The organism is Brachybacterium subflavum, from assembly GCF_009299795.1.
Lineage (GTDB): Bacteria > Actinomycetota > Actinomycetes > Actinomycetales > Dermabacteraceae > Brachybacterium > Brachybacterium subflavum.
Genome location: NZ_VIGP01000001.1, coordinates 579,600 through 594,630, shown reverse-complemented (window position 1 = coordinate 594,630; position 15,031 = coordinate 579,600). Strand labels below are relative to the sequence as shown.

Genomic DNA, 15,031 nt, shown 5'->3' with positions numbered 1-15,031 from the left:
CCGAGCAGGTCGCCCGCCTCGGCCCCGGGCCGGTCAGCCGCGTCGGCCCCGGGCCGGTCAGCCGCGTCGGCCCCGGGCCGGTCAGCCGGCCTCGGTGAGGGTCACGTCCTTGGTGATCTCCTTCTGGTCCCGCACGATCGTGAGCTTGTGGGAGGAGCCGACCTCGAGGCCGCGCACCATGCCGGTCAGCGCCGCCGCCCCGTTCACGGGCACGCCGTCGACCTGGGTGATGAGATCGCCCTCCTCGAGCCCGGCGTCGGAGGCCCCCGAGCCGCGCTCGATCGAGCGCACGAGCGCCCCGCGGTAGCTCGCGCCGGAGACGTCCTGGCTGCTGTCCTGCGCGGTCACGCCCAGCAGGGCGTGCTTCGCGCTCCCGCTCTCGATGAGCTGGTCGACGATGAGGGTGACGGTGTCCGAGGGGATCGCGAATCCCAGACCGATGCTCCCGGACTGCGAGGAGGAGGACTCCCCCTCCTGCGAGAAGGTCGCGATCGAGGAGTTGATGCCGACGACCGCGCCGCTCGCGTCCACCAGCGGGCCGCCCGAGTTGCCGGGGTTGATCGCGGCATCGGTCTGCAGGGCCGACGAGTAGGTGGAGTCGGACCCGTCGACGGCCTCGCCCTGCGTGGTCACGGGACGGTGCACGGCTGAGATGATGCCCGTGGTCACCGTGTTCTGAAGACCCAGCGGGGTGCCGACGGCCATCACGTCCTCGCCGACCTGGACGTCGTCGGAGTCGCCGAAGGAGGCCGGGGTGAGGTCGTCCGGCGGGTCCTCGAGCTTGATCGCGGCGAGGTCGGTGGTCGCGTCGGTGCCGATCACCCGGGCGCTGTACGTGCGGCCATCGGTCAGGGACACCTCGACCTCCTGCGCACCGGAGACCACGTGGTTGTTCGTGATGATCGTGCCGTCCTCGCGGTAGATCACGCCGGTCCCCTCGGCCTGCCCCGAGGCCGTGCTCACGGAGATCGCGACCGTGCTGGGCGAGACCTTCTCCGAGACGTTCTCCCAGTTCGGGTTGTCGCCGTCCTGGGCGACGGGGCTCGCGTCCGCCGTCTTCGTGCTGCTCGACGACGTCGACGACGAGGCGGAGCGCGCACCCTGCCCGTCGACCTGGTCGTAGGCGATGACGCCGCCCAGGGTGAGCCCGCTGCTGAGCAGCATGCCGGCCATCACCAGGCCCGCGACGCCCACCCACCCCGGACCGCGACGCCGGGTCGCGGGTGCCGAGCCCTGGATCGCGGGATCCGGGCCCTGCGCGGCGGGGGCGCCGGCGGGCGCCGCAGCACCGGCCGCGGGCGCTCCCCAGCTCGGGGAGGCCGACGGGCCCTGCGTGTGCTGGGGGCCCTGCGGATCGCTCCAACCGTAGGAAGCGGTGGGCGCCGGAGATGCGGCGCCGTAGGGGTCTCCATGCTGCGACGCTGCGCCGTACGGATCGCCGCCCTGCGACGAGGCTCCGTACTCGTCGGCCTCGAGGCCGTCGAGTCGCTGGGTCTCGTCGATCCGCCCGAGCTGCTCGGTGGGATCGGCGGAGCGCGGGTGCTCGGTGGTGTCGTCGGACGGGCGGCGGTCGGCGGACCCGTCCGGGGCCCCGGTGCCCTGGGGGACGTTCGATTCCTCGGATGACATGCCAGTCATTGCATCCCCTCGTGCCTTGAAGTCCTTGCGATCGAGCTGTGCGCTGGCTGTGTCGTGCGTCCCCCGGCAGGACCCGGATCAGGGGCCGACGACGATCATCCGGAGCCCGCCGCTCGGCCGCTCGAGGCCCCTGACCAGGGCATCGAGGGCCTGCGGGCCCTCGTACCGCACCGCGTCGACGCCGAGCGCGCGGGCTGCGGCGGCGATGTCGGCGCCGTGCGGGGTCGTGAAGAAGCGCTCGAGGAGCTCGGGATGCGCGCGCCGGTGCTCGAGCCCGGAGAAGATGCGGCCGCCGGAGTCGTCGACCACGATCACGTCCAGCGCGGGGCGGCGCTCGAGGGGGCCGACGATCAGGCCCGTGAGGTCGTGCAGCGCCGTCACGTCGCCGACGAGCAGGCGGACGCGCCCGGCGTCGGCGCGCCCTGCATCGGCGTGCTCGGCGGCGAGCGCGTATCCGCCCGCGGTCGAGGCCATCCCGTCGATCCCGGCCAGGCCGCGGCCGGCCAGCACCGTCCCGCGCGCGGCCGGGGCGAGCAGCTCGAGATCCCTCACCAGGGACGAGGAGCCCAGCACGAGGGTGTCCTCCTCCCTCGTCGCCTCCCAGACGGCGAGCGCCGCGCGCTGCTGCCACGTCGGCTCCGCCGCCTCCACGAGGAGCGCGCCCTCACGGCGCCAGTCCTCGAGCCGCGGGGCGCTGTCCTCGCGGGCGTCAGCACCGGGCAGGGCGAGGGCGGGCACCACGAGGGACGCGGTGCGGGAGGCGTCGGTCCAGGAGGAGGTCGGATCGACGATGATCGTCGCGACGTCGGCGGCGCCCAGCAGTGCGCCGACCACGGGCCGCGAGAGCGTCGGGTGGCCGAAGACGATCGCCTGCGAGGGCCGCAGAGGATGGTCGGGGTCGGCCATGACCTGCGCGAGCAGCTGCGTGTAGCCCGTGACCATGCTGGGTCCGCTGCGGGATCCGGAGCTGGGCTCGGCGAGCAGCGGCAGCCGGTGGGCCTCGGCGAACGCGCGGGCCGCGGGCCCCGCACCGTCCCCGGCGACGACGACGGCGCGCGGATCGGGCGCGAGCGCGACCGGTGCGCCCTCGCGAGGCGGGATCCGACGGGTGACGACCAGGCGATCGCCGCGCTCCGGCTCCGGCTCCGTCCCCGGCGCCGCGGCAGCGGGATCGTCGACCGTCCCGGCGCGGGGCACGAGCGGATCGCGCAGGCACAGGTTCACGTGGACAGGACCGGGATGCGGTCCGGTCGCGGCGGCGAAGGCCCGTGCGAGGGTGCTCACGGCGGTGCGCAGCTCGACCTCCGTGGCTCCGTCCCGCGAGGGCGCCGGGAGATCGGTCGCGAAGCGCACCGCGTCCCCGTAGATGCCGACCTGATGGGTGGCCTGGTTCGCGCCCACGTCGCGCAGCTCGATGGGCCGGTCCGCGGTGAGCACGATCAGCGGGGTGCGGGAGTGGTGGGCCTCGAGGACGGCGGCGTGCAGATGCGCCGTCGCGGTGCCCGAGGTGGTCACCACGACGCCCGGCGATGCCGGATCGCGCCGGGAGATGCCGAGGGCCGTGAACGCGGCGGCGCGCTCGTCGATCCGCACGTGCGCCTCGAGACGTCCCGCGATCTCGGGATCCTCGAGCGCGTACACGAGCGGCGCCGAGCGCGAGCCCGGGCTGATCGCCGTGTGCCGCACGCCGAGCGCGACCAGGGTGCGCCAGATCGCGACGGCCTCCTCGACCGCGCCGGACCCCAGGGGCGCGGGCACGGGGATGGTCATCGGCTCCGGATCCGCCCGGAGAGGGCGACGGGCGGGCGCGGGGTGCTCGGTCATGGTCCCAGGCTAGTGATCCGACTCCCGCGCCGATCGCTGCTCGCGTCCTTTCGCGCCGCGGGTCACGGCATTCGCCCCGGTCACAGCAGCTGTGCGCACGCCTCGAGACGCTGCTCCCAGCGGGCGGTGAGCTCGCGCGGCGCACCGTGGGACTCGAGCAGCTCGGGTTCGGGCCGCGGGCGCTCGACGGGGATCGTGCCGCCCTCGGCGCGCAGCGGCGCGGCGACGAGGTCGCCGGTGAGCAGGACTCCGGTTGCGAGCCCGCAGGCGTGGGTCAGCTCGGGCAGGGCGGCGGCGAAGGCGAGGCCCGCGCTCAGTCCGACGCTCGACTCCAGGGCGCTCGAGACGACCGCGGGGAGGTCCGCCTCGGCGGCGAGCTCGAGGCAGCGTGCGGCGCCCCCGAGGGGCTGCACCTTCATCACGAGCACGTCCGCCGCGCCCGCCCGGGCCACGCGCAGAGGGTCCTCGGCGCGGCGCACGAGCTCGTCGGCCGCGATCGGCACGTCGACGGCCCGGCGCACGGCCACGAGGTCCTCGAGCGAGGCGACGGGCTGCTCGACATATTCGAGGCCGCCCGCGGCGCGGTCCAGCTGCGGGATCGCGGCGACCGCCTCGTCGCGGTCCCAGCGGGCGTTCGCGTCCACGCGGATGCGGGCGTCCGGCCCCAGGGCGTCGCGCACGGCCTCCAGGCGCTCGAGATCCTCGGGCAGGCTCGAGGCGACGTCCGCGACCTTCACCTTCGCGGTCCGGGCGCCGCCCACCCTCGCCAGACGGTGCGCGAGAGCGGGCGGGACGACGGGGATCGTCACGTTCACCTCGATGCTCTCGCGCAGGGGCGCGGGGCGCGGGGCGGTCGCGTCGGCGAGCGCGCAGCGCAGCCAGGCGGCCGATTCCTTCGGGTCGTAGTCCCAGAACGGGGAGAACTCGGCCCAGCCCTCGGGTCCGCGCAGCACCACGCCGTCGCGCACGGTGATCCCGCGGAAGCGGGTGGTCATGGGGATCGACCAGCAGCGGGCGTCCTCGATGCCCTGCTCGCGCAGGGCGGCGGGGATGCGCATGCGGCTCACGCCGCGGCCAGCACGACGTCGATGGGCCCGCGCAGGTCTGCGGGCTCGACGGTCGGGTCGAAGCGGTCGACGACGGCGCCGTCGGGGCCGATGAGGAACTTCGCGAAGTTCCACTCGATGTCGGCTCCGTCCTTGCCGGAGCGCTGCGAGCGCAGCCATCGGTAGAGCGGGGCGGCGTCCTCGCCGTTGACGTCGATCTTCGCGAGGATCGGGAAGTCGACGCCGTAGGTGGTGCGGCAGAAGGTGACCGCGTCCTCGTCGCTCCCGGGCATCTGGCCGGCGAACTGGTTGCAGGGGAATCCGAGGATGACCAGGCCCTGCTCGCGGTACTGCTCCTGCAGGTGCTGGAGGCCGTCGAGCTGCGGGGTGAGCCCGCACTTCGAGGCGACGTTCACCACGAGGACGGCCTGCCCCGCGTACTGCGAGAGGTCGGTGGAGGCGCCCTCGGCGGTGCGCACGGTGAAGTCGTGAAGCGTGGTCATGGGGTCTCCTTGCGGGACGGGTGGGTGCGGCGGCGCCGCGCCCGTCCAGGCTAGACCCGCTCGACGGGCTCGGTCCGCCAGCGGGCCGCCTCGTCCTTCTCGCGGGCGACCCGCGCCCGGAACTCCTCGCGCTGGGCGGCGTGGGCGCCGTTGCGTCGGATCAGCACGTAGCCGATCGCGACCAGCACGAACCAGACGGGGGTCGCGAGGAGGCCCGCGAGGGTGTCCGACGCGCCCGTGAACGCCCACAGCAGGAAGGCGAAGAACGCCATCACGACGAAGGGCATCACGCCGCCCAGCGGCATCCGGAAGCGGCTCGCGGCGTGGTCCTGCGGGCGCCGGCGGCGGTAGGCCAGGTAGCTCAGCAGGATCATCGTCCACACGAACATGAAGCACAGCGAGGAGACGGTGGTGACCACGGAGAACGCGGTCGACTCGCCCAGCCCGAGGACGAGCAGCACCACCGAGGCCAGCAGCATCACTCCCGTGAGGAACAGGGCGTTCTGCGGGACGTGGCGGCGCGAGACGCGTGCGAACAGGCGCGGCGCGTCGTTCTGGGTGGCGAGGCCGAACACCATCCGGGAGGTCGAGTAGATCCCGGAGTTCGCCGAGGACATGGCGGAGGTCAGCACCACGAGGTTCACGATCGCGGCGGCCGCGGGCAGCCCCGCGGTCGCGAAGACCTGGATGAACGGGGAGTCGTCGGCGCTGTACACCGTCCACGGCATCACAGACATGAGGATCACGAGGGCGCCCACGTAGAACAGCAGGATGCGCACGGGGATCGAGCGCACCGCGCGCGGCAGGTTCTTCTCGGGGTCGCGGGTCTCGGCGGCCGCGGTGCCCACGAGCTCGATGCCCACGAAGGCGAAGGTGGCGATCTGGAAGGCGGCGACGAAGCCGGTGAAGCCGCGCGGGAAGAAGCCGCCGTCGGCCCACAGATGGGTGAAGCTCGAGGGACCGGCCGAGGTCTCGAAGCCCGTGAGCACGAGCACGAGTCCCAGGACGATGAGCGCGAGGATCGCGACGATCTTGACCATGGCGAACCAGAACTCGGCCTCGCCGAAGGCGCGCACCGTCGGCAGGTTCAGGCCGATGAGCAGGGCGATCACCACGATCGCGAGAACGGGGGTGGCCCAGCCCGGCAGCATCGGCACCAGGTCTCGGAGGTAGACCGAGGCGATCACGATGACGTCGGCCACCGCGGTGACCACCCAGCAGAACCAGTAGGTCCACCCGGTGAAGAACGCCGCCCAGGGGCCGAGCAGGTCGCCGGTGAAATCGGCGAAGTTCCGGTACTCGCGGCGCGAGAGCAGGATCTCGCCCATCGCGCGCATCACGAAGTAGAGCATGAAGCCGATGACCACGTAGACGAGCAGCACGGAAGGGCCCGCCACCGAGATCGTCTTGCCCGACCCCATGAAGAGGCCCGTGCCGATGGCACCGCCGATCGCGATCAGCTGGATGTGGCGGTTGCCGAGCGAGCGCTCGAGGTGCGGGGCGTCGGGGGCGCGCGAGCCCGGGGTATCCGAGCCGGTCGACGTCGATGTCGTGGAGGACGGGGAGTGAGTCACCCGCGGGACCCTACCGATCGGCGGATGGTGCCGGGCGGCGACGCGCGGACGGGATTGCCCGGCCGACGGGTCGATCGACAGGGGGAGACGCCGTAGCCTGCTCGCATGCCTCATCACGCGACGTCGGCCGCGGTAGAGCGATCGCTCCCTGCGCCGCCAGGCCCTCGACTCCGTCCGGTGCGAGCGGACGACGCCGGAGCGATCCTCGAGGCCTTCACGTCCTCCCCCGACATGGCCCGACAGGGCGACGTCCACGACGCGGCGTCGGCCGAGCAGTACTGCACCTGGCTGCGCGGCGCGGACCGGCACGCCTTCGCGATCGTGGACGACGTGCCCGAGACCGCCCGCGGCGCGCAGGGCGCGCCGGGCCGCATGATCGGCCTGGTCGCCGTGAGCGTCGACGAGGGCAATCGCAACGGCTGGTTCTTCTACTGGCTGCACCCCGCGCACCGCGGCCGCGGACTCGCCTCGCGCGCAGCGGCCACCCTCGCCGAGCGCGCCCTGCGGCCCGTCGACCGGGGCGGGTGGGGGCTCGAGCGCCTCGAGCTCGGCCACCGCGTCGACAACCCCGCCTCGGGCGCCGTCGCCCGGGCCGCCGGTTTCCTGCACGAGGGCACCGAGCGCGAGAAGTTCCTCATCGGCGGCGAGCGCGTGGACGTCCTCGCCTACGGTCGCCTCGCGACCGATCCCGCCCCGTCCACCCCGCTCCTGCCCTGGGCCGACGGAGCCTGAGGGCGTCGGTCACTCCGCGTCGGCCGGATCACCCGTGAGCGGGCCGAGCCCCGCGCGACCCGGGGATACCCTGGCGACCATGCCCCGCACCGAGCTTCCGCGCGCCGTCTCCGACACCTTCGATCCCGAGCGCTGGAGGGACGTCGGCCCCGACGAGCTGGCCGGTCCCGCGCTCACGGACGTGACCTACCACCGCGCCGTGGACCGCTCGGACCCCGCGGCGCCGAGGGACCTGCCGTGCGTGCGGATCGCCTTCGACCGTCCCGAGGTGCGCAACGCCTTCCGCCCGCACACGGTCGACGAGCTCTACCGGGCGCTGGACCACGCGCGGCTGGACACCGGGGTCGGCGTCATCCTGCTCACCGGGAACGGCCCCTCCCCCAAGGACGGCGGCTTCGCGTTCTGCTCGGGCGGGGACCAGCGCATCCGCGGGCGCTCCGGCTACCAGTACGCGGGCGGCGAGACCGCAGAGACCGTCAGCCCCGGACAGGGAGGCCGGCTGCACATCCTCGAGGTCCAGCGGCTGATCCGCACCATGGGCAAGGTCGTGATCGCCGTGGTCAACGGGTGGGCAGCCGGCGGCGGTCACTCCCTGCACGTGGTCGCCGACCTCTCGATCGCCTCGCGCCAGCACGCGCGCTTCATGCAGACCGACGCGAACGTGGGCTCCTTCGACGGCGGCTACGGCTCCGCGTACCTCGCCAAGCAGGTGGGCCAGAAGCGGGCACGCGAGATCTTCTTCCTCGCCGAGGAGTACTCGGCCCAGGACGCCTACGACTGGGGCGCGGTGAACCGGGTCGTCGACCACGCCGACCTCGAGGACGAGGCCCTCGCGATGGCCGCGACGATCGCCACGAAGTCCCCGCAGGCGGTGCGCATGCTCAAGTTCGCCTTCAACCTGGCCGACGACGGCCTCATGGGCCAGCAGGTCTTCGCGGGCGAGGCGACGCGACTGGCGTACATGACCGACGAGGCCGTCGAGGGCCGCGACGCCTTCCTCGAGCACCGCGCCCCCGACTGGTCGTCCTTCCCCCACCCGCAGGGCTGAGCCCCGTGGCCCCGACCGCACCGCAGACCACGACACCCTGGATCCGTCCCTCCCCCTTCGACGGCTCCGCAGCCTCGCTCGCCGAGCACGCCCGCGCGATCGGCGAGGTCATGGCCGGCCGCGGGCGGCTGTGGCTGGGACCGTTCGACCCGCCGACGACGATGCCCGCAGGGTTCGAGGACACCGTGCTGGTGGTCCCGACCTCCGGCTCGACGGGCCGCGCCAAGGCCGTCGCGCATCCCCTGCGCACGCTGCTCGCCTCGCAGGACGCGACCGCGCGGCTCTTCGCGGACGACGACGGCGCCCGGGACACGGTTGCCGACCGGGCCGCGCACGCGGGCCACGGGCACTGGCTGCCGCTGCTGCCGCCCACCCACATCGCCGGCATCCAGGTCATCGCCCGCGCCCACCGCACGGCCCAGGTGCTGGGACTCGATCGCGTCCCGCTCCCCGATCCCCTGCCGGATCTCTCCGTCCACTTCGACGCCGCCCGCTTCGTCGCCCTCGCCGAGCCCGCCCTCGAGAATGCCGCGGAGACGGGGCTCCCGGCCTTCACCTCGCTCGTGCCCACCCAGCTCACCCGGCTGCTCGGCGAGGCGTCGGCCGACGGGGCGCGGGCCCGCGCACTGCTCGCACGCTTCTCCGCCGTGCTCGTGGGCGGCGCGGCCACGCCGCCCGACCTGCTCGCGCGCGCCACGGGGGCGCGCATCGCCGCGCGCACGACCTACGGGTCCTCCGAGACCGCGGGCGGCTGCGTCTACGACGGCGTGCCGCTCCCCGGCGTGGCGCTCGAGCTGGTCGGGGCGGAGGACGGCGAGGAGGAGGGCCGCCTGCGGCTGCGCTCCCCCACCCTCGCCCACGGCTACGTGCTCGAGGACGGCACCGCGGCGACGGAGGACTTCCCCGTCATCGGCCCCGACGGCGAGCGCGCCTTCGTCACCAGCGATCTCGCCCGGATCGACGAGGGGCGGCTGAAGATCCTGGGCCGTGCGGACGACGTCATCACCACCGGCGGCCTGAAGGTCGTCCCGCAGGACGTCGAGCGAGCGATCGACCGCTCCCTGATGCTGCGCGGACTCCTCGCCGAGTGGGTCGTCGTGGGCGTGCCGGATCCCGAATGGGGCCGACGCGTCGAAGCGCTCGTCGTCCCTGCCGACGGCGCACCGACCGAGCCCGACGACCTGCCCGCCCTCGTGCGCTCCGCGCTGCGGACCACGGGGGTCCCCTCCCACGCCGTGCCGCGGCGGGTGCACGTCGTCGAGGCCCTGCCGCGGCTCGGCATCGGCAAGATCGACCGCGCCGCGGCGGCCCGCGCGGCCTCCGCGCACGCCTGAGGACGTCCCGGAGCCCTGCGGCGCGACCCATGCCACCACGGGGCGCACCCCGGCCGCGGCCCCGGCGGACGTATCCTTGATGGGGCCGTGAACTGCGGTCCTGCCACCGCAGACCTGCCTCGAGGAGCATCATGGCCACGTTCGCCCAATGGGTCGAGGCCGCTCGCCCGCGCACCCTTCCCGCCGCGATCTCCCCGGTCGCCGCCGGCACCGGGGCGGCGCTCTGGGACGTCGGCTTCGACGCCGCCGTGGTGATCCCGCGTGCCCTGCTCGCACTCGGCGTGGCTCTCTGCCTGCAGGTCGGCGTGAACTATGCCAACGACTACTCGGACGGCGTGCGCGGCACGGACGACGACCGCGTGGGGCCTTTCCGGCTCACCGGCTCGCGATCAGCGGCCCCGGCCACCGTGAAGCGCGCGGCGTTCCTCGCGCTCGGGCTCGGTGGCCTGCTCGGACTGGTCCTCATCGCGATCGCCGGCATCTGGTGGACCGTGATCGTGGGGGCCGCCGCCATCGCTGCGGCCTGGTTCTACACCGGCGGGAAGCGGCCCTACGGCTACCTGGGCCTGGGCGAGCTGTTCGTGTTCATCTTCTTCGGGCTGGTCGCCGTGGGCGGCACCGCCTATGCGATCACGCTCCGCGTGAGCTGGGTGGCGATCCTCGCCGCCTGCGCGATCGGTCTGCTGGCCGTGGTCATCATGCTCACCAACAACCTGCGGGACCTGCCCACCGACGCCGTCGCCGGCAAGCACACCCTCGCGGTGCGGCTCGGCGACCGGGGCACGCGCATGCTGCTGGCGGCGTGCCTCGCCGTCCCGTTCGTGCTGATGGTGCCGGTCATGGTGGTCCATCCGCCGGTGCTCGTGGTGCTGCTCGCCACCATCCTCGCGGTCGGCCCGCTGCGCACGGTGCTCGCCGGCACGCAGGGGCGCGCGCTCATCCCCGTGCTGGCCCAGGCGGGTCGGCTCGAGCTCGTCTTCTCGCTGCTGCTCCTCGTGGGCCTCGCGGTCTGAGCCGCCCCCGGCACGTCACCGACCGTCTGCGCTCAGCGCTCGTCGTCGTCCTCGTCGAGAAGCGCGTCCTCCTCGTCGGCGTCCTCGTCGCGGACGGGGCCGCGGCGCTCGCGGCGGCGTGCGTCGGCCGACTGCAGCCTCCCCGCGAGCCGCTCGCGGGGCGCGCGCAGGAAGAGCACCGAGACCAGGAACGCGATCAGCACGGCGATGATCCCGGCGAGGTAGAGGCCCACGCCGATCTGCACCATCAGCCACCAGGAAGCAGCCAGCACCACCAGCCGGATCACCGTATAGAGCAGGACGTCTCGCATGGAGGCCAGGGTAGTGCGCCCGCCTGGACGGACCGTGCGGGCCGAGGCGCGGACCACAGGGAGCGCCGGGGCGCCGTGCCGGAACCTCGCACCGAACCTCCAGAGACCGATGGGAGGATCCTTCGTATGAGTGCTGAGCGAGCGTCCGACGCCGTCCCCTCGTTCTCCGGGCACGGGATCGATCCCCGGGCGCTGGACTTCCTGCGCCGCCTGGCCGGGCCCGACGCCGAGCATGCGGACGCCGAGACCATGCTGCGCCGCATGCAGCAGCGCATGCGCGGCTTCCTCATGGAGTACAAGTTCGGACTCGACGAGGTCTCCACGAAGGTCGGCATCCTGCGCGAGCAGTTCGACGCCCAGCACGATCACTCCCCCATCGAGCACGTGAAGACCCGCCTGAAGTCCGCCGAGTCCCTCACCCAGAAGATCGTCGCCCGCGGCGTCCCAGCCGATCTCGACGCGATCCGCGCCCAGATCTTCGATATCGCCGGCCTGCGGATCACCTGCCCGTACGTGGCCGACGTCTACCTCGTGAGCGATGCGATCCGCCGCCAGGAGGACCTCGAGGTCCTGCAGGTCAAGGACTACATCGCCGACCCCAAGCCCAACGGCTACCGCTCTTTGCACCTGATCGTCCAGGTCCCCGTGTTCCTCGCCGACCGCACCGTCGAGATCCCCGTGGAGATCCAGCTGCGCACCATCGCCATGGACTTCTGGGCGAGCACCGAGCACTCGCTGCGCTACAAGTTCGACGGCGACGTGCCCGAGGTGCACTCCCGGCGCATGTCGCAGATCGCCGAGACCACGCGGGAGCTCGACGAGCAGATGGCTGAGCTGCGCCGGGTCCTGGCGTCCTGAGAAGGATCGGGGCGCCCGGCCCGCCGGCCCTCGAGGTTCCGTAGACTCGGGGGATGTTGAAGGGTGTCCTCGCCATCGCCTCGATCGGGCTGACGATCTTCGCTCTCGCCGATTGCATCCAGTGCGAGAACGCGCAGCTGCGCGGTCTGCCGAAGTGGGCCTGGATCGTGCTCATCGTGCTGCTGCCGTGGGTGGGGCCGCTCACCTGGCTGCTGGCCGGCAAGGACCGCGAGAGCGGGACCGCGGGTCCGTTCGGCCCTCGCGGATGGCAGCCCGGGCAGGGCGGAGCGGGCAGCTCGCCCCGGCCGCGTCCACTCGCTCCCGACGAGGATCCGGACTTCCTTCGCAAGCTGGACGAGGACATCCGCCGTGAGAGGCGTGAGCGCGGCGAACACGGAGACGACTCCACCTCCTGACGACGAGCTCGCATAGTGCAGCAGAAGAGCACGTCCGAGCTCTTCACGAGCGCTCCCGAGGGGTGCCCGGCGGGGCCGGTCCGGGATGCACCGGCCCGAGCCCTGTGTCCCTTCCGCCGTGAGGGATCAGTCGAGGTTCCGGCAGGTCCCGCCGATGCCGGCCAGGAGGCCTGCGTTCGTCGCCACGGACCGGGTCTGCGAGGTCCACCCGCTCGCATCCTTCACGAGGAAGGCGAGCTCGAGCTCGCTGCCGAGTCCCAACAGACCGCCCAGGAGATTGGAGCGCACGGTCGTGGTGTAGACGCCGTCGGATCCACGCTCAGTGTTGTTCGCGGTGCTGAACCCGGTGATCGGGGCGAGCACGGATCCCAGTCCTTTGGTCGACGCCTCGGCCTGCACGTCCGAGACCTGGTAGCCCGCAGGGAGTCTCCAATAGACCTCGACCCGAGCACCCACCCCGAGAATCCCGGGTTTGAACGAGCACGTTCTCGCGAGGGAGATCGGAGGGATCTGCGCGGCCACCATCCGCGCACGCGCCGGGCTCTGGGCCGTCCACTCCGCGTCGACGGGCTCCGCGCGCACGGGCAGCACACAGCCGACCACGAGCGCGAGAGGCACCAGCATCCCGATGCCCAGGGCCCGCAGCACACCGTGCCGTCGACCTGCCTCGCCCGCGGCGTTCATCGGGGCTCCGCCTCCTCAGCGCGCCTGTCCTCGGCGTCGGATCCGTCGACGGGTTCGACGTCCCGCCCTGACTCCTGCGTCTCCTCCCCGGTCTCGCCCTCGGTGGTGCGGGCTCGTTTCCGGGGCCAGAGCGCCCACACCACGAGCGCCGCGACCGCGAGTGTCACTCCGATCATGACGGGCGGGCGGCCCAGGCCGGCGATGAACGGTGCGAGGCCGGGGATGTGGAAGAGGACCAGTCGGACCGTGGTGACCTCGTAGGGTCGTGGGTCCGGCCCCGGGTTCGCGTCCCCCCGCAACGTGAGCTCGACGCTCTCGCCGCCCTGCGGCTCGACTCGCACGACCCGATGGGATACAGGAGCGTCCCCTGGCCGGTCGACCGTCACGATGTCGCCGATCTCGACGTCGGTCGCGGGGGTCTCCCGAACCACCGCGACGGAGCCCTGGGGGATCGCAGGGGCCATGGACCCGGTGCGGAACAGGATCAGCGTGATGTGGAGCAGAACTGCGAGCAGCACCAGGACGATGCAGATCGCGCCGCCGACAGCAGCCAGATCGAGCACGCGGGCGAGGACGAACGAGAGCACGGTGCGGCGGTCACCGGACTGATCGTTCGCCGCGGCGACGGGCACCTCGCGCAGTCGAGCACGACCGGAGCGATCGTTCCGGTGGCGCACGGGAGCTCTGCGCTTCATGTCTCCTCCGATGTCGCGCTGATATCCCACCGGGCGTCGGCCGTGGATCCCTGGAGCGAGTTGCTCGCGCCCATCGGCAGAGAAATCTCGAAGCACAGGACGGTCGGCGCGCCGGGGCCATCGGCCGTCGCTTCCGCGAGCGCCGGACCATGGGACGGATCCTCCTGCCCGCGGGTGAGCGGGCGGGCGGTGGTGGCGCCGCCCACCACGTAGTCGGCGCCTGCGGAGAACACGGACGCGTCGCAGCGGGAGGAGACGACGACCCGGTAACGCAGAGCCGACGCCCACGCGGACCCGTTCCCTGCGGTGCCGTTCACCGTCGCCCCGGGGACGTGGAGCTCCCCACCGGTGGAGCCGGGCGTCGTGCGGATGCCGAGCGCGGCGTAACGGGCGGAGCCCGGGCGCAGATCGCCGGCAGCGAGCTGGAGTTCGGCCGCATTGCTCCCGTGCTCGACCCAGGGCCCGGCGGGGTCATAGGGCATGGCGACAGTCGCCTGGAGCGCGAAACGGGAAGCGCTGAAGGTCCCGGTCCCATATTCGGAGTCGGTCCAAGCCGCCACCGACGACGTGGCGCTCACGCCCATCACGAGGCCACTGGCCAGGACGGCCCGTAACCATGGCAACCGCGCGTCCACCCTTGCGCGACCTCTGTCAGGCCTGGGACTCGGCTGCGAACTCCCAGGTGGCAGAGCCCGTCTGTCCCTGCTCAAGGCCGCTGCCCGCCTTCACGGTGAAGCACAGCGTGACGGGCTGCCCAGCGGTGCCGTCGCCGGCCGTCAGATCGAACTGCGGTGCGCCGGGCACCTGGCCGACGGCGGTGCCCGAAGGGACCAGCGTCGCGGCGGTCGACTGACCGCAACCGAAGGAATCCGTCTGCACGAGCGAGTACGTGAGGTCCGAGACGTCGCCCGACGTCGATGTCGCAAGCACGTCGACGACCGCGTCGTACGTCGTCGTATCGTCGAGACGGACTGCGAACGGGGCGCTCACGGAATCGCCGGGAGCCAGGTTCGAGGGATCAACGCTGAAAGCGAGGGCAGCGGCGGGGTCGGCCGCGGGGTGCTCGCCGTAGTCCGCGCCGTCCGTGCTGCCCTCGAGGTCGAACGCCCCGGCGGAGAAGTCGCCCCGCGCGTACTCGGAATCGTTCCAGGCCGCCAGCGTGACTGCCGCCCCGATGCCCAGGACCAGTCCGCCTGCGAGCACCGCGCGGACCTTCTTCGACCGTGTCGTCCTCGTATCGTCCCCTGACATCGCTCCCCCTCGATCCAGCGGGGCGACCACACTGTCCCCCCGACGTGATTACTGGTCAGTAACCCAGTGTGATCAGCATAGGGGAGATCGGTGGCCCCGCCATG

General features: G+C 72.9%; 16 protein-coding genes. 6 read left to right on the top strand and 10 right to left on the bottom strand.

The genetic code is table 11. From position 1 onward, the window contains the following. Positions 1-81: 81 nt before the first annotated feature. The 5 genes from FHG10_RS02565 to FHG10_RS02545 form a co-directional block, all read right to left on the bottom strand. On the bottom strand, positions 82-1,629 hold the full coding sequence (locus tag FHG10_RS02565) for a S1C family serine protease (protein ID WP_227487989.1): 1,548 nt from the start codon (positions 1,627-1,629) through the stop codon (positions 82-84). An 87-nt stretch (positions 1,630-1,716) separates the two neighbouring features. After that, on the bottom strand, positions 1,717-3,462 hold the full coding sequence (gene menD / locus FHG10_RS02560; protein WP_152351745.1) for a 2-succinyl-5-enolpyruvyl-6-hydroxy-3-cyclohexene-1-carboxylic-acid synthase: 1,746 nt from the start codon (positions 3,460-3,462) through the stop codon (positions 1,717-1,719). 80 nt (positions 3,463-3,542) lie between these two features. Continuing rightward, positions 3,543-4,520 carry an o-succinylbenzoate synthase gene (locus FHG10_RS02555; protein WP_152351744.1) on the bottom strand — a complete coding sequence of 326 codons (978 nt, stop codon included), beginning with the start codon at positions 4,518-4,520 and terminating at the stop codon, positions 3,543-3,545. A 5-nt stretch (positions 4,521-4,525) separates the two neighbouring features. Then, complete coding sequence (locus FHG10_RS02550; protein ID WP_152351743.1) at positions 4,526-5,011, bottom strand: glutathione peroxidase; 486 nt, start codon at positions 5,009-5,011, stop codon at positions 4,526-4,528. 50 nt (positions 5,012-5,061) lie between these two features. Then, positions 5,062-6,585: an amino acid permease gene (locus FHG10_RS02545; RefSeq protein ID WP_227487988.1), complete on the bottom strand. Its 1,524-nt coding sequence runs from the start codon at positions 6,583-6,585 to the stop codon at positions 5,062-5,064. Between the two features lie 177 nt (positions 6,586-6,762). Here FHG10_RS02545 and FHG10_RS02540 point away from each other — a divergent pair, with 177 nt between their 5' ends. From FHG10_RS02540 to FHG10_RS02525, 4 genes are all read left to right on the top strand, one after another. Further along, positions 6,763-7,317 (top strand): GNAT family N-acetyltransferase, encoded by a 555-nt coding sequence (locus FHG10_RS02540; protein ID WP_264674019.1) that lies wholly within the window; start codon positions 6,763-6,765, stop codon positions 7,315-7,317. A gap of 79 nt (positions 7,318-7,396) precedes the next feature. Then, on the top strand, positions 7,397-8,365 hold the full coding sequence (locus FHG10_RS02535) for a 1,4-dihydroxy-2-naphthoyl-CoA synthase (RefSeq protein ID WP_152351740.1): 969 nt from the start codon (positions 7,397-7,399) through the stop codon (positions 8,363-8,365). A gap of 5 nt (positions 8,366-8,370) precedes the next feature. After that, a complete protein-coding gene (locus FHG10_RS02530) occupies positions 8,371-9,699 on the top strand; it encodes an AMP-binding protein (protein WP_227487987.1) in 1,329 nt (442 codons plus the stop codon). Positions 9,700-9,830: 131 nt separating this feature from the next. Further along, a complete protein-coding gene (locus FHG10_RS02525; RefSeq protein WP_152351739.1) occupies positions 9,831-10,712 on the top strand; it encodes a 1,4-dihydroxy-2-naphthoate polyprenyltransferase in 882 nt (293 codons plus the stop codon). 32 nt (positions 10,713-10,744) lie between these two features. Here the strand turns inward: FHG10_RS02525 and FHG10_RS02520 are convergent, their stop codons facing one another. Further along, positions 10,745-11,023 (bottom strand): DUF4229 domain-containing protein, encoded by a 279-nt coding sequence (locus tag FHG10_RS02520; protein ID WP_152351738.1) that lies wholly within the window; start codon positions 11,021-11,023, stop codon positions 10,745-10,747. 126 nt (positions 11,024-11,149) lie between these two features. Between FHG10_RS02520 and FHG10_RS02515 the strand changes: the two genes are divergently transcribed. Together FHG10_RS02515 and FHG10_RS02510 are read left to right on the top strand one after the other, a co-directional pair. Continuing rightward, the gene (locus FHG10_RS02515) at positions 11,150-11,881 is read left to right on the top strand and encodes a GTP pyrophosphokinase (RefSeq protein ID WP_227487986.1); all 732 of its coding nucleotides are present in this window, start codon (positions 11,150-11,152) and stop codon (positions 11,879-11,881) included. Between the two features lie 53 nt (positions 11,882-11,934). Continuing rightward, a complete protein-coding gene (locus tag FHG10_RS02510) occupies positions 11,935-12,297 on the top strand; it encodes a PLD nuclease N-terminal domain-containing protein (RefSeq protein WP_152351737.1) in 363 nt (120 codons plus the stop codon). Between the two features lie 126 nt (positions 12,298-12,423). On the opposite strand, the gene FHG10_RS02505 is transcribed toward FHG10_RS02510, so the two are convergent. The 4 genes from FHG10_RS02505 to FHG10_RS02490 form a co-directional block, all read right to left on the bottom strand. Continuing rightward, positions 12,424-12,981: a hypothetical protein gene (locus tag FHG10_RS02505; protein WP_152351736.1), complete on the bottom strand. Its 558-nt coding sequence runs from the start codon at positions 12,979-12,981 to the stop codon at positions 12,424-12,426. Next, positions 12,978-13,676, bottom strand: a complete 699-nt coding sequence (locus tag FHG10_RS02500; protein WP_152351735.1) for a signal peptidase I — start codon at positions 13,674-13,676, stop codon at positions 12,978-12,980. The genes FHG10_RS02505 and FHG10_RS02500 overlap by 4 nt, the downstream gene beginning before the upstream one ends. After that, entirely contained in the window at positions 13,673-14,158 is a 486-nt protein-coding gene (locus FHG10_RS02495; RefSeq protein WP_152351734.1) for a hypothetical protein, read from the bottom strand. Before FHG10_RS02495 ends, FHG10_RS02500 begins: the two co-directional genes overlap by 4 nt. A 169-nt stretch (positions 14,159-14,327) precedes the next feature. Beyond that, positions 14,328-14,927, bottom strand: coding sequence for a SipW-dependent-type signal peptide-containing protein (locus FHG10_RS02490; RefSeq protein ID WP_152351733.1), 600 nt, complete (start codon positions 14,925-14,927; stop codon positions 14,328-14,330). Between the last annotated feature and the right edge of the window lie 104 nt (positions 14,928-15,031).

What these genes read in the sequence shown, in the direction of transcription:
- FHG10_RS02525 (WP_152351739.1), top strand. Translation starts at nt 9,831, where the DNA reads ATGGCCACGTTCGCCCAATGGGTCGAGGCCGCTCGCCCGCGCACCCTT.
- FHG10_RS02495 (WP_152351734.1), bottom strand. Translation starts at nt 14,158, where the DNA reads ATGCCCTATGACCCCGCCGGGCCCTGGGTCGAGCACGGGAGCAATGCG.
- menD (WP_152351745.1), bottom strand. Translation starts at nt 3,462, where the DNA reads ATGACCGAGCACCCCGCGCCCGCCCGTCGCCCTCTCCGGGCGGATCCG.
- FHG10_RS02565 (WP_227487989.1), bottom strand. Translation starts at nt 1,629, where the DNA reads ATGTCATCCGAGGAATCGAACGTCCCCCAGGGCACCGGGGCCCCGGAC.
- FHG10_RS02535 (WP_152351740.1), top strand. Translation starts at nt 7,397, where the DNA reads ATGCCCCGCACCGAGCTTCCGCGCGCCGTCTCCGACACCTTCGATCCC.
- FHG10_RS02515 (WP_227487986.1), top strand. Translation starts at nt 11,150, where the DNA reads ATGAGTGCTGAGCGAGCGTCCGACGCCGTCCCCTCGTTCTCCGGGCAC.
- FHG10_RS02555 (WP_152351744.1), bottom strand. Translation starts at nt 4,520, where the DNA reads ATGCGCATCCCCGCCGCCCTGCGCGAGCAGGGCATCGAGGACGCCCGC.
- FHG10_RS02520 (WP_152351738.1), bottom strand. Translation starts at nt 11,023, where the DNA reads ATGCGAGACGTCCTGCTCTATACGGTGATCCGGCTGGTGGTGCTGGCT.
- FHG10_RS02500 (WP_152351735.1), bottom strand. Translation starts at nt 13,676, where the DNA reads ATGAAGCGCAGAGCTCCCGTGCGCCACCGGAACGATCGCTCCGGTCGT.
- FHG10_RS02505 (WP_152351736.1), bottom strand. Translation starts at nt 12,981, where the DNA reads ATGAACGCCGCGGGCGAGGCAGGTCGACGGCACGGTGTGCTGCGGGCC.
- FHG10_RS02490 (WP_152351733.1), bottom strand. Translation starts at nt 14,927, where the DNA reads ATGTCAGGGGACGATACGAGGACGACACGGTCGAAGAAGGTCCGCGCG.
- FHG10_RS02510 (WP_152351737.1), top strand. Translation starts at nt 11,935, where the DNA reads ATGTTGAAGGGTGTCCTCGCCATCGCCTCGATCGGGCTGACGATCTTC.
- FHG10_RS02550 (WP_152351743.1), bottom strand. Translation starts at nt 5,011, where the DNA reads ATGACCACGCTTCACGACTTCACCGTGCGCACCGCCGAGGGCGCCTCC.